Annotated in this window: 26 protein-coding genes; 7 read left to right on the top strand and 19 right to left on the bottom strand. The window is 59.1% G+C overall.

Annotation, left to right across the window (positions count from 1 at the left end; all coding sequences use genetic code 11):
* Positions 1–13: 13 nt before the first annotated feature.
* Positions 14–493, bottom strand: coding sequence for an RNA pyrophosphohydrolase (locus D3Z90_RS00975; protein ID WP_010222140.1), 480 nt, complete (start codon positions 491–493; stop codon positions 14–16).
* 140 nt (positions 494–633) lie between these two features.
* Here D3Z90_RS00975 and D3Z90_RS00970 point away from each other — a divergent pair, with 140 nt between their 5' ends.
* Complete coding sequence (locus D3Z90_RS00970; RefSeq protein ID WP_136473997.1) at positions 634–1,290, top strand: HAD family phosphatase; 657 nt, start codon at positions 634–636, stop codon at positions 1,288–1,290.
* A gap of 89 nt (positions 1,291–1,379) precedes the next feature.
* Here D3Z90_RS00970 and D3Z90_RS00965 read toward each other — a convergent pair whose 3' ends face one another.
* Complete coding sequence (locus D3Z90_RS00965) at positions 1,380–1,808, bottom strand: DUF2269 family protein (protein WP_136473996.1); 429 nt, start codon at positions 1,806–1,808, stop codon at positions 1,380–1,382.
* Positions 1,809–1,846: 38 nt separating this feature from the next.
* Positions 1,847–3,361: a threonine ammonia-lyase, biosynthetic gene (gene ilvA, locus D3Z90_RS00960; protein WP_136473995.1), complete on the bottom strand. Its 1,515-nt coding sequence runs from the start codon at positions 3,359–3,361 to the stop codon at positions 1,847–1,849.
* Between the two features lie 136 nt (positions 3,362–3,497).
* On the opposite strand from ilvA, the gene rpiA reads away from it, so the two are divergent.
* Entirely contained in the window at positions 3,498–4,169 is a 672-nt protein-coding gene (gene rpiA / locus D3Z90_RS00955) for a ribose-5-phosphate isomerase RpiA (protein WP_136473994.1), read from the top strand.
* Positions 4,170–4,188: 19 nt separating this feature from the next.
* Here rpiA and D3Z90_RS00950 read toward each other — a convergent pair whose 3' ends face one another.
* From D3Z90_RS00950 to D3Z90_RS00935, 4 genes are all read right to left on the bottom strand, one after another.
* Positions 4,189–5,100 carry an SdiA-regulated domain-containing protein gene (locus D3Z90_RS00950; RefSeq protein ID WP_136473993.1) on the bottom strand — a complete coding sequence of 304 codons (912 nt, stop codon included), beginning with the start codon at positions 5,098–5,100 and terminating at the stop codon, positions 4,189–4,191.
* 68 nt (positions 5,101–5,168) lie between these two features.
* Positions 5,169–6,101, bottom strand: a complete 933-nt coding sequence (locus tag D3Z90_RS00945) for an SdiA-regulated domain-containing protein (RefSeq protein WP_136473992.1) — start codon at positions 6,099–6,101, stop codon at positions 5,169–5,171.
* A gap of 148 nt (positions 6,102–6,249) precedes the next feature.
* On the bottom strand, positions 6,250–6,915 hold the full coding sequence (locus D3Z90_RS00940) for a fumarylacetoacetate hydrolase family protein (protein WP_136473991.1): 666 nt from the start codon (positions 6,913–6,915) through the stop codon (positions 6,250–6,252).
* Positions 6,916–6,957: 42 nt separating this feature from the next.
* Positions 6,958–8,355 (bottom strand): FAD-binding oxidoreductase, encoded by a 1,398-nt coding sequence (locus D3Z90_RS00935; RefSeq protein WP_136473990.1) that lies wholly within the window; start codon positions 8,353–8,355, stop codon positions 6,958–6,960.
* A 172-nt stretch (positions 8,356–8,527) separates the two neighbouring features.
* Between D3Z90_RS00935 and serA the strand changes: the two genes are divergently transcribed.
* Entirely contained in the window at positions 8,528–9,757 is a 1,230-nt protein-coding gene (gene serA, locus D3Z90_RS00930; protein ID WP_136473989.1) for a phosphoglycerate dehydrogenase, read from the top strand.
* A gap of 91 nt (positions 9,758–9,848) precedes the next feature.
* Here serA and D3Z90_RS00925 read toward each other — a convergent pair whose 3' ends face one another.
* Positions 9,849–10,325, bottom strand: a complete 477-nt coding sequence (locus D3Z90_RS00925) for a DUF4399 domain-containing protein (protein WP_136473988.1) — start codon at positions 10,323–10,325, stop codon at positions 9,849–9,851.
* Between the two features lie 239 nt (positions 10,326–10,564).
* Here D3Z90_RS00925 and D3Z90_RS00920 point away from each other — a divergent pair, with 239 nt between their 5' ends.
* Positions 10,565–11,332: a transporter substrate-binding domain-containing protein gene (locus tag D3Z90_RS00920; RefSeq protein ID WP_136473987.1), complete on the top strand. Its 768-nt coding sequence runs from the start codon at positions 10,565–10,567 to the stop codon at positions 11,330–11,332.
* A gap of 62 nt (positions 11,333–11,394) precedes the next feature.
* On the opposite strand, the gene D3Z90_RS00915 is transcribed toward D3Z90_RS00920, so the two are convergent.
* Complete coding sequence (locus tag D3Z90_RS00915) at positions 11,395–11,892, bottom strand: DUF523 domain-containing protein (protein WP_136473986.1); 498 nt, start codon at positions 11,890–11,892, stop codon at positions 11,395–11,397.
* Positions 11,879–12,514 (bottom strand): 2OG-Fe(II) oxygenase, encoded by a 636-nt coding sequence (locus D3Z90_RS00910; RefSeq protein ID WP_136478859.1) that lies wholly within the window; start codon positions 12,512–12,514, stop codon positions 11,879–11,881. The genes D3Z90_RS00915 and D3Z90_RS00910 overlap by 14 nt, the downstream gene beginning before the upstream one ends.
* A gap of 113 nt (positions 12,515–12,627) precedes the next feature.
* Here D3Z90_RS00910 and D3Z90_RS00905 point away from each other — a divergent pair, with 113 nt between their 5' ends.
* Positions 12,628–13,377 carry a DUF2059 domain-containing protein gene (locus D3Z90_RS00905; RefSeq protein ID WP_136473985.1) on the top strand — a complete coding sequence of 250 codons (750 nt, stop codon included), beginning with the start codon at positions 12,628–12,630 and terminating at the stop codon, positions 13,375–13,377.
* On the opposite strand, the gene D3Z90_RS00900 is transcribed toward D3Z90_RS00905, so the two are convergent.
* Positions 13,378–14,319 (bottom strand): alpha/beta hydrolase, encoded by a 942-nt coding sequence (locus D3Z90_RS00900; RefSeq protein ID WP_136473984.1) that lies wholly within the window; start codon positions 14,317–14,319, stop codon positions 13,378–13,380. It abuts the gene before it with no gap.
* A 99-nt stretch (positions 14,320–14,418) separates the two neighbouring features.
* On the opposite strand from D3Z90_RS00900, the gene D3Z90_RS00895 reads away from it, so the two are divergent.
* Positions 14,419–14,988: a DUF6436 domain-containing protein gene (locus D3Z90_RS00895; protein WP_136473983.1), complete on the top strand. Its 570-nt coding sequence runs from the start codon at positions 14,419–14,421 to the stop codon at positions 14,986–14,988.
* Here D3Z90_RS00895 and D3Z90_RS00890 read toward each other — a convergent pair.
* Positions 14,985–15,533 carry a sugar O-acetyltransferase gene (locus D3Z90_RS00890; RefSeq protein ID WP_136473982.1) on the bottom strand — a complete coding sequence of 183 codons (549 nt, stop codon included), beginning with the start codon at positions 15,531–15,533 and terminating at the stop codon, positions 14,985–14,987. The two genes, D3Z90_RS00895 and D3Z90_RS00890, sit on opposite strands and share 4 nt — an antisense overlap.
* Positions 15,534–15,617: 84 nt before the next feature.
* Between D3Z90_RS00890 and D3Z90_RS00885 the strand changes: the two genes are divergently transcribed.
* Positions 15,618–17,987: a penicillin acylase family protein gene (locus D3Z90_RS00885; RefSeq protein ID WP_136473981.1), complete on the top strand. Its 2,370-nt coding sequence runs from the start codon at positions 15,618–15,620 to the stop codon at positions 17,985–17,987.
* Between the two features lie 144 nt (positions 17,988–18,131).
* On the opposite strand, the gene D3Z90_RS00880 is transcribed toward D3Z90_RS00885, so the two are convergent.
* The 7 genes from D3Z90_RS00880 to D3Z90_RS00850 form a co-directional block, all read right to left on the bottom strand.
* Positions 18,132–18,917, bottom strand: coding sequence for a MetQ/NlpA family ABC transporter substrate-binding protein (locus D3Z90_RS00880; RefSeq protein WP_136473980.1), 786 nt, complete (start codon positions 18,915–18,917; stop codon positions 18,132–18,134).
* A gap of 174 nt (positions 18,918–19,091) precedes the next feature.
* Positions 19,092–20,033, bottom strand: coding sequence for a sigma 54-interacting transcriptional regulator (locus D3Z90_RS00875; protein WP_136473979.1), 942 nt, complete (start codon positions 20,031–20,033; stop codon positions 19,092–19,094).
* Between the two features lie 65 nt (positions 20,034–20,098).
* Positions 20,099–20,680, bottom strand: a complete 582-nt coding sequence (locus D3Z90_RS00870) for an alpha/beta hydrolase (protein WP_136473978.1) — start codon at positions 20,678–20,680, stop codon at positions 20,099–20,101.
* 201 nt (positions 20,681–20,881) lie between these two features.
* Positions 20,882–21,283, bottom strand: a complete 402-nt coding sequence (locus D3Z90_RS00865) for a biopolymer transporter ExbD (protein WP_136473977.1) — start codon at positions 21,281–21,283, stop codon at positions 20,882–20,884.
* Position 21,284: 1 nt separating this feature from the next.
* Complete coding sequence (locus D3Z90_RS00860; RefSeq protein ID WP_136473976.1) at positions 21,285–22,007, bottom strand: MotA/TolQ/ExbB proton channel family protein; 723 nt, start codon at positions 22,005–22,007, stop codon at positions 21,285–21,287.
* A gap of 28 nt (positions 22,008–22,035) precedes the next feature.
* Complete coding sequence (locus D3Z90_RS00855; protein ID WP_136473975.1) at positions 22,036–22,830, bottom strand: energy transducer TonB; 795 nt, start codon at positions 22,828–22,830, stop codon at positions 22,036–22,038.
* 244 nt (positions 22,831–23,074) lie between these two features.
* Entirely contained in the window at positions 23,075–25,417 is a 2,343-nt protein-coding gene (locus tag D3Z90_RS00850; protein ID WP_136473974.1) for a TonB-dependent receptor, read from the bottom strand.
* Positions 25,418–25,615: the final 198 nt, after the last annotated feature.

Here is a 25,615-nt window from a genome sequence, read left to right as displayed (position 1 = left end):
TCGAACTCCGTGGTCAGTCGCGCGCCAACAGGCGCGGGGCAAGCTCTTTGAGAGCGCGGCGGTAAACCTCGCGCTTGAATGTCACCACCTGGCCCAGCGGATACCAATAGCTGACCCAGCGCCAGCCATCGAACTCCGGCTTCCCGGTCAGGTCCATCCGCACCCGCTGCTCATTGGAGACCAGGCGCAGGAGAAACCATTTCTGCTTCTGGCCAATACACAGCGGTTGGCTGTGAGTACGGACCAGACGTTGGGGTAAACGATAACGCAACCAGCCGCGGGTGCAGGCAAGAATTTCAACATCATCTCGCTCAAGCCCTACTTCTTCGTTCAGCTCGCGGTACAAGGCATCTTCCGGCGTCTCTTCAGGGTTGATTCCACCCTGGGGAAACTGCCAGGCATCCTGGTTGATCCGCCGAGCCCATAGCACCTGTCCAAGATCATTCGTCAGAATGATCCCGACATTGGGGCGAAAACCATCGGGGTCGATCACGGCAGCAACCTCGTAAACGCATGTCACGGCATTGTTCCACAAAGGTCACAAGGCCAGCAACGCGCCTGTTTACCTTATGTGCACCGATGTGAAAAGTCCGTATTCTGTGGGACTTTTCAGATGTTATGCGAGTGACTTAAATGCGCCTGGCTTTATTCGATCTGGACAACACCCTACTTGGCGGCGACAGCGACCACGCCTGGGGCGACTATCTGTGCGAGCGCGGCATTCTCGACCCGGTGGCCTACAAGAATCGTAATGACGAGTTCTATCAGGACTACCTGGCCGGCAAGCTGGACCTCAATGCCTACCTGGAATTTACCCTGGAGATCCTGGCCAATACCGAAATGGCCCAACTCGACGAATGGCATCGCGACTTCATGCGCGACTGCGTCGAGCCAATCGTCCAGCCCAAAGCCCTGGCCCTGCTGAAAAAGCACCGTGATGCAGGCGACAAGCTGGTCATCATCACCGCCACCAACCGTTTCATTACCGGGCCGATTGCCAAACGCCTGGACGTGGAAACCCTGCTGGCAACCGAATGTGAGATGGCAGACGGTCGCTACACAGGCCGCAGCACCGACGTGCCGTGCTTCCGTGAAGGCAAGGTTACCCGGCTCAATCGCTGGCTGAAGGAAAATGACCTGAACCTTGAGGGCAGCTACTTCTACAGCGACTCGATGAACGACCTGCCGCTACTGGAGCAGGTCGCCAACCCGGTTGCCGTCGATCCAGATCCCAACCTGCGCGCAGAAGCCGAAAAACGCGGATGGCCGGTGATCAGCCTGCGCGATTGATCACACCGCAGAAGCAGGCTTGCCCCGCGATGTGTTCAGGCAGTGAAAGCCTTTTCGCGCGGCAAGCCTGTGTCTACAGGGTTACCTGATCAGACCGGCTTGGCGCCCATCAGACCGGCGATGGCAATGAAGCAAACACCGCTGAACACTGCCAAGGCTACGGTGAACTTCGGGTTACCCGCAGTTGGCGCAGTGCGCAGGCGATTGACCCGGGCCAGCAGCCAGAACCAGCTGAAGGCGCCGAAGGTATAGATCACGCTGGAGCCCAGTACCCAGGTCTGGCCCAATGGCCAGCCGATCAGGTGAACCAGCCACCAGCCAGTGAACGGCATGTTCACCAGGCAGATGCCCATCAACAGCCAGACAAACACCAGCGGGCGCTGCATCAGCCGGCTCGCGGCTGCGGTGTCGCCTTTTCGGCGCGCAAGCCACGTCCATATCGCCAAGCCAAGGGCACTGCCCAGCAGCAGCACGGTGGCCGCGACGTGCAGGGCCTTGAGAGTCGTCAGGTATTCCATGTCATTGCTTCCTTGTGGGCTGTTCTGAGCGTAGCCGCTCAGCCCAGGAACAGCCGGTACGCAGGGTTATCAGTTTCGTCCCAATACGGGTAGCCGATCTTGGCCAGGGCGGCTGGGACCAGGTGGCGCTCATCATCCGGAACTTGCAGGCCGGCGACCACGCGACCATCGGCCGCGCCATGGTTGCGATAATGGAACATCGAAATATTCCAGCGCCCGCCCAGCTTGTTGAGGAAGTTAAACAAGGCGCCTGGGCGCTCAGGGAACTCGAAACGCAGTACCAGTTCATCACTGACCCGCGCCGCATGGCCACCGACCATATGGCGGATATGCAGTTTAGCCAGTTCGTTATCGGTCAGGTCGAGTACCGGGAAGCCTTGCTCGGTCAGGCTTTGGATCAGGGCGCTGCGCGGGTCGGTGTCTGGGTGGGTTTGCACGCCGACAAAGATGTGCGCCTCGCCATCGGCGTGGTAACGGTAGTTGAATTCGGTGATCTGGCGCTTGCCGATGGCCTCGCAGAACGCCTTGAAACTGCCCGGCTGCTCGGGGATGGTCACCGCAATGATCGCTTCGCGACCTTCCCCCAACTCGGCACGCTCGGCGACATGACGCAAGCGATCGAAGTTGACGTTGGCGCCGGAGTCGATCGCCACCAGGGTCTGGCCAGTGCTGCCGTTGAGCTCGACGTATTTTTTGATCCCAGCCACGCCCAAAGCACCGGCAGGTTCGGTGATCGAGCGGGTATCGTCGTAGATATCCTTGATGGCGGCGCAGATCTCGTCTGTGCTGACAGTGATTACTTCATCGACATAGGATTTGCAGATGTCGAAGGTGTGCTGACCGATCTGGGCCACCGCCACGCCATCGGCAAACAGCCCGACCTGCGGCAGAATTACGCGCTCACCGGAAGCCATGGCGGCTTGCAGGCAGTTGGAATCATCTGGCTCGACACCGATGACTTTGATTTCAGGACGCAGGTATTTCACATAAGCGGCAATACCGGCAATCAAGCCGCCGCCGCCTACCGGAACGAAGATCGCATCCAGTTGGCCTGGGTGCTGGCGCAGGATTTCCATGGCCACCGTACCCTGGCCGGCAATGGTGTGCGGGTCGTCATAGGGATGGATGTAGACAAAGCCCTTCTCGTCCACCAGCTTGAGCGAGTAAGCCAGCGCCTCAGGGAACGAGTCGCCATGCAGCACTACCTTGCCACCGCGGGAACGGACGCCTTCGATCTTGATCTCAGGGGTGGTCTTGGGCATGACGATGGTCGCTTTGATCCCCAACTCCCGCGCCGCGAGGGCTACACCCTGGGCGTGATTGCCAGCCGAAGCGGTGACCACACCACGGGCCAGCTCTTCAGGAGAAAGCTGCGCCAGCTTGTTGTAAGCACCCCGAATCTTGAACGAGAACACTGGCTGCAAGTCTTCGCGCTTGAGCAATATGTTGTTGCCCAGACGCTTGCTCAGTTGGCCGGCGGTGTGCAATGGGGTTTCGACGGCAACGTCGTAAACGCGCGAGGTGAGGATCTTCTTGACGTACTGTTCGAGCATCGGGAAAGCATCACTGGGCGGTTGGGCGGGGTTTGCGAGTCTACCCCAGCGCCCTGTCGGGCGACCACAGCAAGTCCGGGGTTTTAGCCGCTATACTACGCGCCTTCACGATACTCCTCCCCGCTTCGGAGCCCGCATGACCCAGGACCAACTCAAACAGGCTGTCGCCCAGGCCGCTGTCGATTTCATTTTGCCCAAGCTCGACGACAAGAGCGTCGTCGGCGTTGGCACTGGCTCGACCGCCAATTGCTTCATCGACGCCCTGGCCAAACACAAGACAGCCTTCGATGGTGCGGTTGCCAGTTCCGAAGCCACCGCCGCGCGCCTGAAGGGCCATGGTATTCCGGTCTACGAGCTGAACACGGTCAGCGACCTGGAGTTCTATGTCGACGGCGCTGACGAGAGCGACGAGCACCTGAACCTGATCAAGGGCGGCGGCGCGGCCCTGACCCGCGAGAAAATCGTCGCGGCAGTGGCCAAGACCTTCATCTGCATCGCCGACGCCAGTAAGCTGGTACCGGTACTTGGCGCTTTCCCGCTGCCGGTCGAGGTCATCCCAATGGCCCGCAGCCATGTGGCGCGCCAGTTGGTCAAGCTGGGGGGGGACCCGGTGTATCGCGAAGGTGTAGTCACCGATAACGGCAACATCATTCTCGACGTCTTTAACATGCAGATCACCAACCCGGTAGAGCTGGAAAGCCAGATCAACGCCATTGTCGGCGTGGTCACCAACGGCTTGTTCGCCGCCCGCCCAGCCGACCTGCTGCTGCTCGGCACCGCAGAAGGCGTCAAGACCCTCAAAGCCTGAGGGTCAGCTCAAAGATTCGTTACTCGGTCGGCTTCTTGAACACGTAAAACAGGTTCGGTTCGCTGACCAGGTAAATGGTCCCGGCATCGTCCATGGCGATACCTTCGGCTTGCGGCACGCTGCGTTTCAAGCCCTGGAAGCCCTTGCGCAACGACAGTGTGCTCAAGGGTTTACCCTTCACATCGAGCTCCAGCACCAACTGCGACTCATCCGACAGCGCCAGCAAATGCCCGCTGCGCTCGTCGAACTGCAGGCTCGACAGGTCGCGCACAAACAGCCGCGAGTCCCGTTTCTGGTCCTGCACTACATGCACGGCGTAAGGCTGCTCCGGGTTGTCATGGGGGAATCCATGCACCTCGTAGATCAACATCGGGTCGCGTTCCTTGGCTACGAACAGACGCTTGCCCGCCGAGTCGTAGGCCAGCCCCTCGAATCCTTTATTACCGTTCAGGCCGATACCCAACGTGAGTTGCTCGGCATCCTTGGCATCCAGAAACAAGGTGTTCTCGCTCAGATGGACGCGTATCAGGCGCTGCTCACGCTCATCCGTGATCACGTAACTGCCGGGGCCGACATATTCCACCGCCTCCGGATCACCAAAACCGGTCAACGGCACACGGCGCAGAATGCGCCCGTCGAGCGACAGCTCGATCAGCTCTGAACGCTTGTTGGTTACGGTAAACAGGCTTTTGCGGTCGGGATCGAAGGTCAGTGCGGAAATATCGTCATCCAGACCTTCAACGGTCTGTGCTTCGATGGTCACGCGGTACTGGTCCAGGCCAATACTCTGCTCGAATGGCTGCCACCAGGTCTTGAGGTTGAACCAGCCACGTTCGAACAAACGGTACTGTTGGCCCGCAAGCGCAAGCACGAGCAAGGCCAACAGACTGGCAACCAGGAAAATCAGCGGTAGACGGATGTAGCGGCGCATTCAGGGGGACTCTGTAGATGACTGCCTGAATCTAACCACATGCAACTGAAGCCAAGCTTAAATCCTGATCAGGGCTTCTTGAAACGATAGAACAAGTCTGGCTCGCTGACGATGTACAGAGTGCCATGCTCGTCCATGGCCACGCCTTCAGCGCGCGGAATACGCTTGTTCAGACCATTGAAACCACCCAGCAGGGTCATGAAGCTGACTTGCTCGCCCGCCTCGTTCAATTCCAACAGCATATTGGAGTCGGCAGACAGCACCAGCATGTGCCCGGTACGCGGATCAATGCCCAGGGCCGAAAGGTTGCGCAGGTCTAACTCGTCGTTTGGCAGCGGCTTCTTATCCCCCGTTAACGGGCTGTGTCCGTCGCTGTTCCAGGTAAACAAGGCAGGCGGGCGCTCTTCACCAAGCACAATGCGCTGCTGGCGCGGGTCCCAGGCCACTGCCTCGAAAGCCTTGTTCTGGTCTTCCGACGGCCCCAGGTCATATTGCGGGAAATCAGCAATATTCAGCGAACGGGTATCGGCGTTCAAGGTAACGACGGTCATTTTGTGATCACGTTCGTCGACAATCGCCAAGCGCCCACCCTCGAGCGCAGCAACACCTTCGGGATTGCTCCAGCCAACCAACGGTATTTTGCGCAGTACATCGCCGTCGAGGGTCAGTTCGACCAGGAAGGGGTTCTTGCCCATCACCGCGAACAAGGTCTTGCTGACCGGGTTATAGGTCAGATCGGAAGCTTCATCATCTTCCATGCCAGGCAACACCTTGGCATCGATGTCGACCTTATAGTCCGGTAACCAAATGCTGGCTTTTTGCTCGACAGGACTCTCGAAACCTTCTTGCAACCACAGCAGCCCGCGATCATCCCAGTGCATGGCAATTGCCACGCCGTAGCCAATGACGGCTGCCGCAGCCAACCAGGTCGACCAACGCAAGGCGAGCCCGCGCTTTCGTGCAGACGGCACCGATTTACCGGAAGGGAGGGGAGTGGCCATGGGATCTATGCTCTTTTTTTGCCAGTTAATATCACATTACTGGCACTTCGTAGAGCCAGACCGGCGAGCATTATCCGGATTGATTGTGAAAAAAATGCCAAAAGCTGACAGAGCGTGGGCAGCCAGCGTGACTGGCTGCCGCGAAGGACTACAACACTTTGCTTTCGAAGCGGCACGCATCCGGCAGTTCCAGGACCAGTTCGTCGCCCGGATTGAGGGGGCCAACGCCAACTGGCGTACCGGTGAGAATCACATCTCCCGCCTGCAGGCTGAACTGCGAGGCCATATGCTGAATCATAGGCACGATCGGGTTAAGCATCAGGGCACTGTTCCCATCCTGACGCACCTCACCGTTAATGGTCAGGCGAATACCGACGTCAGCGAGGTCTTCGAAGGTACTGCCAGAAACGAAAGGCGGCAGCACACAAGCACCGTCAAAACACTTGGCGCGCTCCCACGGCAGCCCCTTGGCTTTGAGTTCGGCCTGGAGGTCGCGCAGGGTCAAGTCGAGTGCCGGGGCGAAACCGGAAATGGCGTCGAGTACTTCTTCTTCGCTAGGGTCGGGAGACAACGACTTGCCCAGCAACACGGCGATTTCCGCCTCGTAGTGCACCGAGCCACGCTCGGTGGGAATTTTAAAACCGCCCTCCAGCGGCACCACGCAGCTGCCTGGCTTGATGAACAGCAGCGGCTCGCTGGGGATTGGATTGTCCAACTCTTTGGCGTGCTCGGCATAGTTGCGCCCGATGCACACCACCTTGCCCAGGGGAAAGTGAATACGCGTGCCGTCTACATACTGGTGCTGATAGCTCATTACCGACTCCTGGCGCTATTGGAAGCTCTTATTGCCTTTGACTTACTCGACAGCGAAAATTTTGCCCGGGTTCATGATCCCGTTCGGATCGAACACCGCCTTCACCGCTTTCATGTATTGAATTTCCACAGGCGAACGGCTGTAGGTGAGGTAATCACGTTTGGTCATGCCTACACCATGCTCGGCGGAAATCGAACCGTTATACCGCTGGACGATCTCAAACACCCATTTGTTCACCGTAGCGCACTTGGCAAAGAACTCATCCTTGCTCAAGGTATCGGGCTTGAGAATGTTCAGGTGCAGGTTACCGTCACCAATGTGGCCGTACCAGACCACTTCAAAGTCTGGGTAGTTTTCTTCGACGATCGCATCGATATCCCGTAGAAATGCCGGCACTTTCGATACAGTGACCGAAATATCGTTCTTGTACGGTGTCCAGTGCGAGATGGTTTCGGATATGTACTCGCGCAGCTTCCAAAGGTTCTGCAACTGCTGCTCGCTCTGGCTCATCACCCCATCCAGCACCCAGCCCTGCTCCACGCAGTGCTCGAAGGTGGCCAAGGCAGCGTTGGCGACCTCTTCAGTGCTGGCTTCAAACTCCAACAGTGCGTAGAACGGACAGGGTGTGTCGAACGGCGCGGGAACATCGCCGCGACCCATGATCTTGGCCAGCGCCTTGTCGGAAAAGAACTCGAAAGCAGTCAGGTCGAGCTTGTCACGGAAGGCATGCAGTACCGGCATGATCGAATCGAAGTCCGGGGTGCCCAGCACCATGGCCGTGAGGTTGTTCGGAGCGCGATCCAGACGCATGGTCGCTTCGACCACCAGGCCCAGTGTTCCTTCGGCACCGATGAACAACTGGCGCAGGTCATAGCCGGTAGCGTTCTTGATCAGGTCTTTGTTCAGTTCCAGCACGTCACCGGCACCGGTTACAACCTTCAGGCCCGCGACCCAGTTACGGGTCATGCCGTAGCGAATCACCTTGATTCCGCCGGCATTGGTGCCGATATTGCCGCCAATCTGGCTGGAACCTGCCGAGGCGAAGTCCACTGGATAGTACAAGCCCTTGTCTTCGGCGAAATTCTGCAATTGCTCGGTAATCACCCCCGGCTGGCAAACCACAGTGCGGTCGAACTCATCGAAAGCCAGGATCTGGTTCATATAGTCGAAAGACACGACTACTTCGCCGTTGGCTGCCACCGCTGCCGCCGAGAGTCCCGTACGCCCGCCCGAAGGCACCAGCGCAACCTTGTGCTGGTTGGCCCAGCGGACAATGGCCTGAACCTGCTCGATACTCTTGGGGAACACGATTGCCCGCGGCGCCGGGGCGAAATGCTTGGTCCAATCCTTACCGTACGTCTCGAGGGATGCGGCATCGGTCAACACCTTGCCAGGCGCTACCAGGGTCACCAGCTCATCAAGCAATGCAGAATCGGTCATCGACAGAACTCTCGAACAATTCATAGTCACCCTGAGCACACTTCACGTGCCAGGGGCTGGGCGTATAAGGGGGTACTCATGCTAGCATACGCCCCCGCTGATCGTGCTTTAGGCCGATGCTGCGAGAGCTTCACTTCCCTGCCATTTTTCTCCGGGACACAGGTTTACGCAGATGAGCAAGACTTCTCTCGATAAGAGCAAGATCAAGTTCCTTCTACTCGAAGGCGTCCACCAATCCGCCGTGGACGTCCTCAAGGCCGCCGGGTATACCAACATCGAGTACCTCACCGGTTCTCTGCCCGACGCCGAACTGAAAGAAAAGATCGCTGATGCCCACTTCATCGGCATCCGCTCGCGCACCCAACTGACCGAAGAGGTTTTCGACTGCGCCAAGAAACTGGTCGCTGTCGGCTGTTTCTGCATCGGTACCAACCAGGTCGACCTGGACGCGGCCCGCGAGCGCGGCATTGCCGTGTTCAACGCCCCGTACTCCAACACCCGTTCGGTTGCCGAACTGGTACTGGCCGAAGCGATCCTGCTGCTGCGCGGCATCCCGGAGAAAAACGCTTCCTGCCATCGTGGTGGCTGGATCAAGAGCGCGGCCAACTCCTTCGAGATTCGCGGCAAGAAACTGGGCATCGTCGGCTACGGCTCGATCGGTACTCAACTGTCGGTCCTGGCTGAAAGCCTGGGCATGCAGGTGTTTTTCTACGATCCACTGACCAAGCTGCCGCTGGGCAACGCCACCCAGGTCACCAGCCTGAACGAACTGTTGGGAATGGCCGACATCGTTTCGCTGCACGTGCCTGAGCTGCCGTCCACTCAATGGATGATCGGTGAGAAAGAAATTCGCGCGATGAAGAAGGGCTCGATCCTGATCAACGCCGCTCGCGGCACTGTGGTAGAGCTGGATCACCTGGCCGCCGCGATCAAGGACAAGCACCTGATCGGCGCCGCCATCGACGTGTTCCCGGTAGAGCCTCGCTCCAACGACGAACAGTTCGAAAGCCCGCTGCGCGGCCTGGACAACGTGATCCTGACACCGCACATCGGTGGTTCCACCGCCGAAGCGCAGGCCAACATCGGTCTGGAAGTTGCCGAGAAACTGGTCAAGTACAGCGACAATGGTACGTCCGTATCGTCGGTCAACTTCCCTGAAGTTGCCCTGCCGGCGCACCCAGGCAAACACCGCCTGCTGCACATCCACGAAAACATTCCTGGCGTGCTCAGCGAAATCAACAAAGTCTTCGCCGAAAACGGTATCAACATCTCCGGTCAGTTCCTGCAGACCAACGAGAAAGTTGGTTATGTGGTAATCGACGTTGACGCCGAGTACTCGGACCTGGCGCAAGAGAAACTGCAACACGTCAAGGGCACTATCCGTTCTCGCGTACTGTTCTAAGTTCCTCTAGCGTGACATCGCGGGGCAAGCCCGCTTCCACAGGTTGGTTAAACCTTGTGGGAGCGGGCTCGCCCCGCGATCGTTTCAGCCCTTACTTGACAGTAACGGTGATTTTCTTCGATTCGACGCTTGGCTTGAATGGCACATGGAACTTGTCGCCCAGTACCAGTTGCAAGGTGTGTTTGCCTGGGGTCAGGGTCAGCTCAACTTCGGTTTGAGCCTTGCCAAAGTGCAGCACTTGCGGACCGGCAGGCAATGCGCCCTTGTTTTCCGGCAGCAGGCTGGTTGGCAGGACTTGGTCTGCAGCAGGCTCTTTGTCCACATCTACCAGCAAGTGGTGATGACCGCTATGCGGGGTCTGATCACCCGCAGGCTTGAGCGCCATGCCCTCGATGCCGAATTTGACGGTAAACGTCTTGTCGACCGTTGCGCCATCAGCCGGGGAAACGATGTAGACCTTGGCGTCTTTCGGCGGCTCCTGGCTCTTCAGGCCTTCGGCTGCTGCGGCGAACGCCGAAACTCCCATCAACAGGCCGACAACGGCTGCACGCGATACTAGGCTTTTCATTCACTTCTCCTGTGATTCTTTTCTTCAGTAGCTTTTAATAACCTTTGCCAGTGAAACAAAAGGCAATGGCTTGTAACCATAGATCAATTGATTCAGGACATATCCGAAATTTCGCACAGAAATTTTTTATCCGCGGGCCTAACATCCAAGCGCCGATGCTGTCCTAAGCTGCGTTCGACCGTGGCATCATCATAAAGCTCCGGCGATTTTTTCACTGCCAATGAATTCAAGGGATTTAAATGCGTTTAACCATAGGGATACTAGTTGCCGCCCTGTTCAGCCCCTGGGCACACGCTGAACTGATCGATGATGTGAACGACCGTGGCGAACTTCGCATTGCCGTTGAAGCCAACATGCCGCCATTCAACTTCAAAGATGACGGCAAGCTCGCGGGCTTTGAAATCGAACTTGGCCAGGCCTTGGCAAGTGAACTGGATATTCGCGCAGAATTTGTGGTGACCACTCGCGACGACTTGCTCCAAGGTGTCGAAAGCGGCAAGTACGACATTGCCATGAACCAGATTGCCGCCACTCCCGAGCTCAAGGATCGCCTGGATTTCAGCGAGCCCTATAGTTATTCCAGCGCGCAACTGATCGTGCGCAAGGAAGAGAAACGCCCGTTAAGCAACCTCGAAGCGCTCAAGGGGCACAGCCTGGGCGTAGTTCAGGGCAGTCAGTTCGCCGAACAAGCCCGTGGGGTCGAGGGCGTTGACCTGCGCAGCTATCCAGATGCCACCCAGCCAATCAAGGACGTGGCCAACGACCAGATCGATGCTGCCATCAGCGACCGCCTGCTAGTGCCATATGCCATCCGCGACAGTCAGCAAGCCGTTACCGAAGGTGCAACTGTCGGGCCGATCCTGAGCTTGGCAATCCCTTTCCAGAAAGGCAATCCCGCATTCCACAGCGCCGTGGACAACGCCCTGCAACGCATCAAGGCTGATGGCCGGCTTGCTGCGATGTCGCAGAAATGGTTTGGCCTGGACGCCAGCAAGCCGCCGAAGTGATTTTCCCGGGGCAAGGCCTGGTAAACCTGTGGGAGCAGGCTTGTCCCGCGAAAACTCAAGCCTCAGAGCTGCTTCAATGCCAGCTCTGCCGCCTCAAGTTCAAGCTCGCTGAATACCAGCACGCCTTCGCGTCGTAAAAGCGCTGTGGTCACCCCTTCACCGCTCACTTTGCTACCACTGAACGTGCCATCGTAGGTCTGCACATTCCCGCACGACGGGCTTCCCGACTTGAGCACGGCGATGCCTATGCGGTGACGACGAACCAGTTCCAGCGCCCGCTGTGCACCGGCCAGAAATTGCGCACTGACATTTTCGCCATCGACCGTGATTACCTGCGTGTCGCCATCGAGCACGGCACTGCCTTGACCACCGGGAATTTCAGCCGGCGCTCGTGGTGTTGCTAGACCACCTGCCACTTCCGGGCACAAAGGCACGACGCGGCCTTCGCTCTGCCAACGCAGCAGCAGGTCCGGGTGACCGCTGCTGCGGCCGTCATAGCGTACCGGCTGGCCCAGCAGGCAAGCGCTGACCAAAACCTTGGGCACTTCAGAACGGCTCATTGCCACGACGGCGAAACCACCCGGTGACCGACAAGCGCTCGCGCCGGGCCGGCAGCACTTCATGCGGAATGTCACCCGAGAGGAACACCACCAGGCAACCACCGATGGGCTGCACATCGTGTTCCTCGCCGCCCTTGAGACTCATGCGCAACTGACCGCCATCGTCGGGCGTCCAATCTTCGGCATTCAAATAGATGACCGCCGATACCGTGCGTCTATCGTCATCTCGGAAGCGGTCCAGGTGCTTGCGGTAAAACGCGCCTGGCGGGTACAGGGCAAAGTGACATTCGAAATCCTCAAGGCCCAGGAACAACCCACGATTGAGGGCTTCGCGCAGGCCATCCATCAGTTCCAGGTACTGGTCGCACGACTCGGCCTGACCCGGTTCCAGCCACTGGATATGATCGCCTCGAATTCCCTCGCGAACCTCCTGGGTAGCCCCTCGCCCTACCGCTGCAGGTGCCAACTCGCCCTCCGCAGCGCGGGCACGACATTCAGCCGCCAGCGCCAGGGTCAGGGACGCTGGAAGAAAGATGTCCTGCTGAGACCAGCCATGGGTGGCCAGGTCGTCGACAATGCGCAACAGCAGCGGGTGTTCAGGAGATAGAGGCATGCCGCGCATAGTATCCATCTGCTGCGAAAACCGACAGCGCCACTTAGCTGAGAGTATGCAATGGCTTCTCGACAAAGCCCGGCAACGCCAAGACAATAGCGCCCTGCCGACAGGAGTCCTGAATGCGCCGTTTGTTTTTTCTGCTTGTAATGATCAGCACCACGCCTGTCTGGGCAGACAGCCTCGACCAACTCTACAAGGTCGCCGGCTGGCCCGAGCAGCGCGCCCACTTTACCGATGCCCTCGATGCCGCCCAGCAGCGCTATCGCAATAGCCTGCCGCCTGCCGTTTACCAAGCCTTGGTCAACAATAGCAACCAGCGCTTCCAGGCCCAGGCGGTGGACAAGCGTGCGCAGACTCAACTGCGCGCCAACCTCAGCAACCCCTCCCCGGCGCTGGCGTTCTTCCAGTCGCCACTGGGACGCAAGATCGTCGCCGCCGAGCTGTTGGCCACTCGCCGCGATCAATTGGCCAAAAATGCCAAGGGCTTGCCCAAGATCGAAGCCAGCGACAATCGCCTGCTGATCATTGGCCACCTCGCCCAGGCCCTGCCTGCCCGTGAAGCGGGTGCCGAAGTCAGCCTGGCGATTGCCGGGGTGGCGGCAGACAGCCTCAGCCAGATGATCCCCGGTCTGCTCGGCGGTGGCCAGGCGCAAGGGCTGCTGGATGGTCAACGCCAGCGCTTGATGCAACAGATCGGCAGCGAGCTGAACAATACTCTGCTGTATGTGTATCGCGACCTGTCGGATGAAGAGCTGGACGAGTTCGCCACCTTTGCCGAATCGGCTGAGGGCCAGGCTTACTACAAAGCCGCGCTGGCTGCCATTCGTGCGGGCCTGGCGGTCGGCCAGAGCACCTCCGAACTGAAGTGATCAGCCCAGGCGCTGATCGATAAAGTCGAAATAGCGTTGGCGGATTGCTGGCAACTCGTTGACCAGATGATGGCGCGCTTCAGGAATCAGCAGAATCTGCGGCGCGGCGAATTTCTCCTGGAGTACCTTGAGGTTGTGCGGCCAGTCCACGGTCATGTCTGACTGCCCCTGGATAATCAACGGACAACGCATACTGGCCGGCGCCGCTTCTATACGTTTTACCCACTCCACCAACGCCCCCACCCATGCCGTTGGCAAACGCCGTGGCTGCAACGGGTCCGCCTGTAAAAATGGCAAGAAGGTCGGATCGTTGCTGTTTTCACTGAAGCGCCGGGCGATGCCGTTGACGAACGGGCGCAACAGTCGATAACTGAGTTTCGACCACCGCCAGGCGCGAGGCCGCACCAAAGGTGCCAGCAGAATCACCTTGCCTTGAGCCGGGCTTTGCCCTCCGCCGTAAAGCAGATGATCAATGACAATCGCCCCACCCGTGCTTTGCCCACATAGATGCCAAGGTTGCGGCAGATCAAGCGCACGCCCCTGCTCGAACAGTGCCAGCAGCACCTGTTGATAATCTGCGAAATCACCGATGCTGGCGCGCTCGCCGCCAGACAGACCATGCCCAGGCAGGTCACAGGCAATGACCGCGTAGTCCTGATCCAGGGCCCAGTCGATTACGTGACGGTACAAACCCATGTGGTCGTAGAAACCATGCAGCAACACCAGTGTTGCCACCGGCGCCGCTGGCTGCCAGACCTGCCCCACCAGCTCGTAACCGGCGGCCTCGAAGCGGCCAAGCCAGCGCTGCGGTGCCTCCTTGCGAGCAGGCAGATCCAACCCATAGAAACGCTGATAGGCCTGAGCCTGGGTCGACAACGGCTGGCGCGCACTCAGCGGGAGCAGGCTGGCGCGTAACGAGTCGGGTTGAAATGACGCAGGCATAGTGAATTTCCAGACAGCAGAGGCGGGATATTGACCTGTGATATTCAGCTGTCGCCAGCGGCATGGCAAGCTAGGCGACTTCTTCTGGAACCTGACCTCATGCGCGCCGCCCGAAAACGCACACTGCTCAGCCTGATAATCGCGGCGATCTGCGCCGCTGGTTTGTGGTGGGCCTACGACAACTTCCAGAGTCGCTACCTGCGCACCTTCGACAACCACACCGCACTGTTTTCTGGCGACCGCCTGCAGCTACCCCCGGCCATCGCCGGGCCTGGCGCAATCCGCCTGGTGCATTTCTGGGACCCGTCCTGCCCGTGCAACGTCGGTAATCAGCAGCACCTGGCCGAATTGATCGAGCACTTTGCGGCGCAGGGTGTGGAGTTCTATGCGGTACAGAAGCCCGGCAGTCGTGGACAGTTACCGAGCACACTGAGTGCACTCAAGCCCCTGACAGCACTGCCTGGAGCCGAGCACTTGCCTGCCAGCCCCGCCGTTGCAATCTGGGACCGCCAGGGCAACCTTGCCTATTTTGGCCCGTACAGCGAGGGGGCCACCTGCAATTCGAGCAACAGCTTCATCGAGCCGATTCTGCTGGCCTTGAGCCAAGGCCGGGCGGTCAGCGCCACCCATACCCTGGCAGTGGGTTGCTACTGCCCGTGGAGCAATTAGCGCAAGCGCGCCGGGTTACCCACCACCGTTGCCCTGGCGGGTACATCGCGCGTCACCACGCTACCCGCACCGATCACAGCGTTGTCGCCGACAGTCACCCCGGGCAGGATGATCGCCCCGCCACCAATCCACACATTGTTGCCGATCTTCACCGCACGCCCACTCTCCAGGCCGCTACGGCGGACCTTGGGGTCTAGTGGGTGATCGGCGGCATAGATCTGCACTGCCGGACCAATCTGGCAATCATCACCGATGCTGATCGGGCAAACGTCGAGCACAACACAGTTGAAGTTCATGAACACGTTACTGCCAATACTGATGTTGTAGCCGTAGTCGCAATAGAACGGTGGACGAATCACCACACCTTCGCCGACCACGTTGAAATGCTCCTCCAACAATGCATGGCGCTGTTCGTTGAGTAGATCGACGCTGGTGTTGTAGCGCTGCATCCAGTGCTTGTTGGCAACCTGTTCGGCCTGCAGCTCTGGACAATTTGCGTGATAGAGCTGACCGGTGAGCATCTTCTGTTTTTCGCTGAGCTTCATCTTGCCTCCTTTCGGGCTATCTTCTGTCCAGGTTTACCCCGATGATCGGACCACAAAATCCGCTAAAAAGTACAAGGAGTTCTGATGAAACGCAGCCTGACTGTTCTCGCTGTGGTCATTGCCGCGGTAGCTGGCGGTGGTTACTGGTATGTGCACGGCAAGATGCCGCAGCGCGATGGCCAGGTGACCCTGGCCAGCCTGCAAGCCCCGGTCAGTGTGCGTTACGACACCCGCGGCGTACCGCATATCCAGGCCGCCAACGAAATCGACATGTATCGCGCCCTGGGCTACGTACATGCTCAGGATCGGCTGTTCCAGATGGAAATCATCCGCCGCCTTGCGCGTGGCGAGCTGGCCGAAGTGCTCGGCAGCAAACTACTGCCCACCGACACGCTGTTCCGTAGCTTGCGTATTCGCGAACAAGCCGAACGCTATGTCGAGCGCCAGGACAAACAAGCACCTGCCTGGCTCGCCCTGCAGGCCTACCTCGACGGCGTCAACGCTTGGCAGGCCAGTCACCCGAAACCCATGGAATTCGATGTACTAGGCATTTCCCCACGCCCCTTCACCGCCCAGGACACCGTCAGTATTGCCGGGTATTTGGCCTACAGCTTTGCGGCGGCTTTCCGTACTGAACCGGCGTTGACCTTCGTGCGCGACCAATTGGGTGGCGAGTACCTGAAAATCTTCGACCTCGACTGGAATCCCGAAGGTGCTCTGCACAACCGCCTACCGCTGGCCGCTGCCGACTGGAAAAGTCTGGAGCAGTTGGCTCGGGTCAGTCAGCAAGCCCTGAGCGAAGCAGGTATTCCCCAGTACGAGGGCAGCAACGCCTGGGCTGTATCCGGCAGCCGTACCCGCAGTGGCAGGCCGTTGCTGGCTGGCGATCCGCATATCAGCTTTGCTGTGCCCGCAGTCTGGTATGAAGCCGAACTGTCGGCACCCGGCTTCAATCTTTACGGTTATCACCAGGCGCTCAACCCCTTCGCGTTGTTGGGACACAACCGTGAATTCGGTTGGAGCCTGACCATGTTCCAGAACGACGATGTCGACCTGATCGCAGAACAGGTCAACCCGGCCAACCCCGATCAGGTGCGTATCAATGGTCAGTGGCAGACCCTGGCCGTCACCCATGAGCAAATCGCGGTAAAGGGTGAAGATCCGGTAACCATCACGTTACGCCGCTCGCCCCACGGTCCCATCGTCAACAATGTGCTAGGCGAAAATGCCGGACCCACGCCGATTGCCATGTGGTGGGCGTTCCTCGAAAGCGAGAATCCGCTGCTCGACGGCTTTTACCAGATCAACCGCGCCGACACACTGGACAAGATGCGCGCCGCCGCAACAAAGGTTCAAGCCCCCGGACTCAATCTGGTTTGGGCCAACGCCCTAGGCGACATTGGCTGGTGGGCAGCAGCGCAGCTTCCGATTCGCCCGGATGGCGTCAACCCGGCGTTCATTCTTGACGGCAGTACACCAGAGGCTGACAAGCTCGGTTTCTATCCCTTCAGCGCCAACCCGCAGCAGGAAAACCCAACTAGCGGCTATATCGTCTCGGCCAACTATCAGCCACCTGCGGCCATGCCGATTCCGGGTTACTACAACATGCCCGACCGCGGTCAACAACTGGACCGCCATCTGGCGGATCCACTGACCAAGTGGGATACACAGAACAGCCAAGCGCTGCAGCTCGATACCTCTACCGACTACGGACGACGTACCTTGGCGCCGCTGTTGGGCACCTTGCGCGAAATAGCCTCTGGCGAGCAGGAGAAGGAGTTGGTCGAGCAGTTGGCGAGCTGGAATGGCGATTATCCGCTGGATTCGGTCAGTGCCACCTTGTTCAACCAGTTCCTCTACGACCTGGCTTACGCAGCCCTGCGTGACGAACTCGGTGATGCCTGGTTCCAGACCATGATCAACACTCGCGTCATTGATGCGGCCATGCCACGCCTTGCCGCAGACGCTCAATCGCCCTGGTGGGGGCAACATGGCAGCAGCGAGCATGGCGATCGCACTACGACGGTGAAACGGGCGTGGCAGGCGAGCCTTGCGCATCTGCGCGAAACGCTTGGTCAGGACTCGGCCAATTGGCAATGGGGCAAAGCGCACACCTTGACCCACAATCACCCGCTAGGCTCGCAGAAACCGCTGAACCTGCTGTTCAACGTCGGCCCCTTTGCCGCACCGGGCAGCCATGAAGTGCCGAACAACCTATCGGCGAAAATAGGCCCGGCGCCCTGGCCTGTCACCTATGGCCCCTCGACTCGGCGCCTGATCGACTTCGCCGATGTAGGTCAAGCACTGACCATCAACCCGGTCGGACAAAGCGGCGTGTTGTTCGACCCGCACTATGCCGATCAAGCCAAGGACTATATTGCAGGGAAATACCACAAGGCGCAGACGGGGGTGATTCCGGCGCAGAGCACCTTGCGGTTGTTGCCCGGTAAATAGAACATGGAAAAACCGAGGCCCGATCAATAGGGCCTCGGTTTACATACCATGCAACGCCAACTCGATCGCAGCGTGTCAATCACACCGCACTGCGGAGCAAGCCCGCTTTCATAGAGAAGGGCCAGTCGTTGGCTCAGATGGCAATCAGAACGCCGGCAATACTGCGCCGCTGTACTTCTTCTCGATGAAGGTTTTCACTTCCGGGCTGGTCAACGCCTTGGCCAGTTTCTGGATGGCATCGCTGTCCTTGTTGTCCGGACGCGCTACCAGGAAGTTCACGTATGGCGAGTCGGCACCTTCAATTACCAGCGCGTCCTTGGCAGGGTTCAGGCCAGCTTCCAGCGCATAGTTGGTGTTGATCATGTCCAGGTCGACCTGATCCAGTACCCGCGGCAGCATGGCCGACTCAAGTTCGCGGAACTTCAGCTTCTTCGGGTTCTCAGCGATGTCTTTTGGCGTTGCCAAGGCATTCTTTGGATCTTTCAGGGTGATCAGGCCAGCCTTTTGCAACAGCAGCAGGGCGCGGCCACTGTTGCTGCCTTCGTTAGGAATGGCAACCGTGGCGCCGTCCTTCAACTCGCTCAGGCTCTTGACCTTCTTCGAGTAACCACCGAAAGGTTCGACATGAACGCCGATCACTGTTTCCAGGTGCGTGCCTTTACCTTCATTGAAGTTCTTCAGGTAGGGCAAGGTCTGGAAGTAGTTGGCGTCCAGGCGCTTCTGATCAACTTGAACGTTTGGCTGCACGTAGTCGGTGAATACCTTGATCTCAAGGTCGACACCTTCTTTTGCCAGGGTCGGTTTGATCAGCTCAAGGATCTCGGCATGCGGTACAGGGGTAGCAGCGACCACCAGTTTTTCGCCAGCATGGGCAAAACCTGCAACCGACAGAGCGGCCGCCAGAGCAGTGAACAACAGAGCCTTTTTCATGCGCAGTCCTTATTCGAATACAGCGCCATCGGTCGACGGCAAAAAATAGGTTGCCAGTATTTTGATAGCTGGCGTGATGCGGACAATACCGATAATTTTTATACCAGAACAATATCTTTTAATTCAGCGCTTATTCCAAATAAGCATTGATCGAGCATGTTGGCTCGGCAAGACTTACACCGCACCATTGGTTAATCGCGACAACGCCTGCTCCAGCAAGGTCTGCAAGGCATGGCGCTCGCCTGCCAGCGCTCGATTGCACAATTGGTCGAGCTGGCTGGCCAGGGTTTGCAGCGGCGTTGGCAGGTTCAGGTGTTGCGGCAAAATCTCCTCGCCACTGTGCACCAGCAAGGCGAAGTGAATGACGTTTTCCAGCTCCCGGGTGTTGCCGGGCCAGCTGTGCAACTCCAGCACGCGCTGGGCCGCTTCGCTGATCAACGGCACCGCAAGGTTCAGCCGCGGGCTGTAGATACCCACGAAGTACTCCGCCAGCGGCAGAATATCGCCGACTCGCTCACGCAGCGCCGGCAGCTCCAGATGGCCCTCGCGCAAATAGTGATACAGACGGTCATGAAACTTGCCAGCACTGACCGCTTCATCCAGATCGATGCTCGACGCAGCCACCAGACGTACATCCACAGGGTTCGGTTGCTGGGCACCCACGCGGGTAACTTCGCGGTTTTCCAGGGCGGCGAGGAGCTTGGTCTGAATCGCTAGCGGCAAATCGGCTATTTCGTCCAGGTACAAGGTGCCGCCGTTGGCCGAGCCAAACCATCCAGCCCTGCTGCTGGCCGTACCGCCATGGGTGCCGGCGGTGTAACCGAACAGCTCGGCATCGGCATAGGTCGGGCTGATCGCCGCACAACTGACCGATACGAACAAGCCGCCCCGATCACTGGCACGGTGAATCTGCCGGGCCAACAACTCCTTGCCAGTGCCCGTCTCGCCGCGAATCAGCACGGGTAGCGCCAATGGCGCGAGCCGTTCAAGCTCCTCACGCAATTGCCGCGAACGCTGATCGACAAACACCAGCGCCTTGGCGCGAATGCTCAGCGGGCTTTTGTCCAACTCGGGAAAGGTCAGCAGCGGCTGACCGAAGGTGTCGTGACTACTCATGGCAAGCTCCCGCCGTCAGCATCTGGGGCCGGGCGTTGAATCTGGAGAAATGACAGGACCCGGAATCAGGCGCGGCGCAGCGCGTGCTGCTCCAGGCGATTCTGCAGGCGATACAGATAGGCGAAACCCTGCGCCCAGCGACGGTGCCCGGACTTCACATTGATATGCCCGGCGCCAGCAAGAAAGCCAACTTCGGCGCCCCAGGCACGCGCCAACTGCATCGCTCGCGGGGCGCTGATTGCCGGGTCGTTGTCGGAACTGACCACCTGGCTTGGAAACGGCAATACCTGCTGCGAAATCGGTGCAAAGTTGCGCAACGCCGGTGCACAGGTCGGACGCTCGACATCCGCTGGTGCTACCAACAACGCCCCGCGCACCCGACGCAGCAAGCTGACGCTGGCCTGTGCGGCCCAATGCGCAACCGTGATGCAGCCCAGGCTATGGGCAATCAGAATGACCGGCGAATCCTCCGCGGCCACGGCGTGCTCAAGTGCAGCAACCCAATCCTGACGCTGCGGAGTAAACCAGTCGTGCTGCTCGACCCGCGCACTGTTGGGCAGGACCTGCTGCCAGTGACTCTGCCAATGATCTTCTGGCGATCCTTGCCAGCCCGGCACAATCAGATAACGGATAGAGGTGTTGCGCATGGGGCGCCTCCTGCTGGGTTTCGCTTGCTTGAGGCTAAGTATAGGGCCGTGGTTATATCAGTAAAGGAATAAGAAGCTATTTATTAATAACCAAAAAACCATGCGTATACCCTACTTTTGCCGCTTGAAGCGTGTCACTAAAAAAAAGAGGCCATCCCCTGCCGAGGAATGGCCCCTGAAGACTTGCCTGACATATGTTGCTTAGCGAGCAGTGATCACCGACAGCTTGGTGATGCCCGCACGTTCGATCGAGGCCATGGCTCGCGCCACTTCGCCATAGTTCACGCCGTCGTCTGCCTGCAGTTGCACGCGCAGCTCCGGATCTTTGGCCTTGGCGGTCTGCAGACTGATTTCCAGTAGGTCCGGCTGAGTTTCGTCCTTGTTGATGAACAACTTGCCTGCGCCATCGATACTCACCACCAACGGGTCCTTCTGTTCGACCGGGGCCACCGCCTCGGTTTTTGGCAGGTTGATGGGAATGGCGTTGGTGAGCAGTGGCGCGGTTACGATAAACACCACCAGCAACACCAGCATCACGTCTACCAGCGGCGTTACGTTAATCTCACTGAGTACTTCGTCACTGTCCTGGGTTGAGAAAGCCATATCAGGAGGCCTCCTTCACTTTTTGCGGGCTGGCGTTGGCTGGCTTGTAGGCGGCTGGGTGAACCAGAACCCGGAAAGCGCTCTTCTGCGCCAGGCTGTAGAAGTCATGGGCGAAGTCATCGAGATCGGCAGCGGTGAGCTTCAAGCGGCGCAGAAAGTAGTTGTAAACCAGCACGGCCGGAACGGCGACGGCGATGCCCACACCCGTGGCGACCAGCGCCGCACCAATCGGACCGGCAACGGTTTCGAGGCTGGCAGAGCCTGCCGCGCTGATACCCTTCAGTGCTTCCATGATGCCCCACACCGTCCCGAACAGGCCGATGAACGGTGAGGTGCTGCCGATACTGGCGACCACGGCCAGGCCAGTTTCCAGGGAGCGTCGCTCACGCACGATCTGCTGGCGCAAGGCACGCTCCAGACGGTCCTGATGGTTGATGGCCTGGCTCAAGTCACTGGCTTGACCAGGCTCACCAACGGCAATCGCCGCGTAGCCTGCCTGTGCTACTCGAGCGGCGGCGCCGGGCTGGTTTTCACTCAGCTCTGCCGCCGCGTCCAGGCTGGAAGCGGCCCAGAATTGCTTGTGAAAGCGCTTGTCCTGGTTTTTCAAGCGTACAAACTGCACGCCCTTGACCAGGGCCAGGGCCCAAGTGACGACAGAAAAGCCCACCAGCAGCCAGATCACCGCGCTTTCGATGGATTCGAGGGGGGATGCCAATAACGTCATGATCAATACTCTCTCTATTTAGCGCGAATTAGTGGATCTTGAATTCGATGGGCACGCTCACCCAGCCATCGAGGGCCACGTCCCCCTGCTTGGCCGGAACAAAACTCCAGCGTTTGACCGCTTGCAATGCCGCCTCGTCGAGCTGCTGGCGACCGCTGCTTTTTTGCAGTTGAATGTCCCCGGGCTTGCCGCTGGCCAGCACATGCACCCGCAACAGAACCGTGCCTTCCCAACCCCGTCGGTGCGCCAGTGGCGGATATTCCGGTGCCGGATTCTTCAAGTAACCCGCGTTGGCTGAGGCCGGCGTCACCGGTGCAGGTGCCGGTGGTGCTGGCGGTTGTGGCGGCGCGGGCGGTTGCTCGACGGCCTTCGGTGCAGGCGTGGGTGCAGGCTTGGGTTGAGGTTTAACAACCGGCTTGGGCTTGGGTTTAGGCACCGGCTTAGGTGCAGGTTTGGTCGCCTGCTCATCGACCACTGGTGGCGGTGGCTCCACCACCGGTTGCGCAGGCGCAGGCGGTGGTGGCTCGGCCACAGGCGGCGCCGGTTGCGAAAACTCGATGGTCATCGGCGGAATTTCCGGCGGCACCACGGGCAGCTCCGGCGTAGGTGCCTGGCTGAGCCAATAGGCCACTGCGCCGTGCAGCGCCAGAGCAAAAACGCCCAAGAGCACTTTTTCTCGACGACCCAAGGTGCTTTTTGGCGGCCGCTGCAAACGCTGGTAAGCCAGAGGTACACGGTGTGGCCGGCCGAGGTCGACCAGCTCGCCGCTTGGCGTCTGGCGCCAAAGCACATCAAGCGTGGCGGCGGTCTGGACATTACCCATTGATCAGCTCCTGGAATCTCTGTGTGTTTCACCGATGGCAGCTCGACTGCCTTCGTTGGGCGAATCATCACTGCCCAATGCTTATTTCTTAAAGTAACTTTTATTTAAATAATTAGACTTAAAATGCATATATGAATGTACTACTTACCCCAACGCCCCGCCGTTCAAGGCTTTGCCTTAGCCATCGATTGGGTCATGCCTGCCACGCATTGAAAGTATTCGCGGCAGGCATCGGAAAACGTGCTCAGAAGTCGTAGCGTCCGGTCACCCCAAGGGTTCTCGGTGTACCCGCCAAGCCCTCATAACCGCCATTGGCAGCGCTCCAGAGGGTGGTGTAGTACGTCTTGTCAAAGGCGTTTTTCAGCCACAGCGAAACATCCCACTGCCCCTGACCGAGGTCGCCACGCAAACCGGTAGAGAAGTTGACGACGGCGTAGCTGGGAATCTGCGCGAAATCGGAGTCCTCGACCGTGCCCACTGCCTTGGAGCGGAATGCATAGCTGGCAGTGACGTAGGGCTGCAGGCCGTTATCCAGGTCCCACTGGTACTGGCCGTTGGCATTGCCGATCCACTTCGAGGCGCCGACTACCTGATGACCGGACAAATCACAGGCGGCAGGAGCGCCTGGCTGCAGGGCGACCTCCGGAGCGCATGGAGCGTCCTTGTAGGAGAGGTACCGAACATCGTTGTAGGAGCCGTTCAGGTTCAGTGTCAGGCCACGAATCGGCACCAAGGTACTTTCCACTTCCACCCCACGCGAGCGCACCGAGCCTGCGTTGGTCAGGTATTGCACGCGGTTGGCTTCGTCGTAGGCGTTGGTCTGGTAGCCATGTACCTCGGTCCAGAACAGGTTGGCGTTAAGTTGCAGGCGGCGATCCCAGAGGGTGCTCTTGAGGCCGAGCTCGGCATTGTTGGCGCGCTCGGTACCGACCAGCAGCGAATCGGCGCCTGCCACCGGCGCGGTCGCTACCGCCAGGTTGACCCCACCGGACTTCTCGCCATGGGACAAGGTGGCGTAGCCGAGAAGATCCTCGGTAAAGCGATAACTCAGGTTCAACAGCCCCGATGGGCTTGAGCTGTACTGGTTGAGATCGCCCGAGTTATAAGCACCCACCCGGCCCTGGCGGGCAGCTGCCGCCGCACCGCTCACATCAGCGCCACCCACAGGTGCGTCACGATTGACCCAGGCGCTTTTTTCTTCGTACGTGCCACGTACGCCAGCGGTAAAGTCCAGGCGCTCGGTAAGGTGCCAGGTGCCCTGAGCGAACAAGGCAAAGCTGTCGGTCTTGATATGTCCCTTGCCGAGGGTGGTGACATTGGCCAGGGCACCTGCCGGGGTACCGTTCCAGATGTCGGCTTGCGGCCCGTAATAGACAAAGGAGTTGTTATCCAGATCGGAGCCGAAGTAATACGCGCCCAGTACATAGTCGAAGAAGCCGCCGGTGGGCGACGCCAGGCGAAATTCCTGCGAGTACTGCTTGTCGCGAACGGACACCCCGGAGTTGTAAGCGGCAGGCACATTCAGGCCTTCGTCGTTGCGCGGGGTGAAATCCCACCAACGGTAGGAACTGACCGAGGTCAGGGTGAAGTCGTTGTCCAGGGTCCAGTTGGCTTCCAAGGAAGTGCCGCCCTGGAACACCGTTACCTGCTGGTCACTGTCGAGGTTGACCTTGCGCTTGCTGCCGTCGATCAGCGTTGCACCTGCCGCCTTGGCCCGCGTTTCGTAACGGTTGACGCCATTGATGGTCGGCCCGGTGCTGTACAGCAAGCGGGTGCCGGCACTGGAGTCTTCTTCGTTGTAATCGCCAATCCAGCGCAGGTTGAACTGCTCGTTGGGCTTGTACAGCAACTGACCACGAAAGCCCTGGCGTGAGCCGCCATTGAGAGTGTGGCCGTCATATTCGTTCTTGATGTCGCCATCGCTGCGGGTGCGGTAAGCCGAGATTCGTCCGGCCAGCTCATCACTCAATGGCCCGGACAAGGTGCCCTTGGTCTGGAAGTAACCATCCTCGCCCACCGAAGTTTCGATGCTGCGCTCAGGCGTGAAGCTGGGTGCACGAGTACTGATGTTGATGACCCCCGCGGTGGTGTTCTTGCCGAACAAGGTGCCTTGTGGGCCCCGCAGTACCTCAAGCTGCTCGATGTCCATGAGGTCGAACACCGCCATGCCCGGGCGACCGAGGTAAACGTTGTCCAGGTACAGGCCCACGCTGCCTTCCAGGCCATCGCTTGCAGGATTGTTGCCCAGGCCGCGAATCGACACGCTGGACTGGCGAGCATGCATGTAGGCGACGTTGACGCTCGGCACCAGTTGCTGCAAATCCTGAATACGGTAGACACGCTGGCTTTCCAACGCCTGGCCGTCGAGAACACTCATGGGTGTCGGCACGTCCTGGGCGCTTTCTTCGCGGCGCCGGGCGGTTACGGTAACAGTCTGGAGCTGGCTGTCACTGGCTTTCACGGCGGTGGTTTGCGTCTCGGCGGCCTGGGCCGGCAACCAGTGCGCGCTACTGGCCAGCAGCAGTGCAAGGGGCAGGCGCTGAAGCCGTCGTGACGAAAGCGGTACAAGGCGATGGGACGGGCTCATGGGCGGCTCCTGGCCAGAAATGTATATTCCTGACAGATATTTACTTATGGATTTAAATAGTTATTTCGAATAAGAGAGTGCCTTTATAAGGAGTCCGACACGGGCGGGGCAAATGCCTTTGGCCGATATTTTTCATGTGCAAAATGCATGGCAGACAGGCACACGAACGCGCTCGAAGACCGAGGCGTCGAGTGTCTA

The organism is Pseudomonas sp. DG56-2, from assembly GCF_004803755.1.
GTDB classification, from domain to species: domain Bacteria; phylum Pseudomonadota; class Gammaproteobacteria; order Pseudomonadales; family Pseudomonadaceae; genus Aquipseudomonas; species Aquipseudomonas auratipiscis.
The sequence above is the reverse complement of the archived record's forward strand: the minus strand, read 5'-3'. Positions and strand labels throughout refer to the sequence as shown.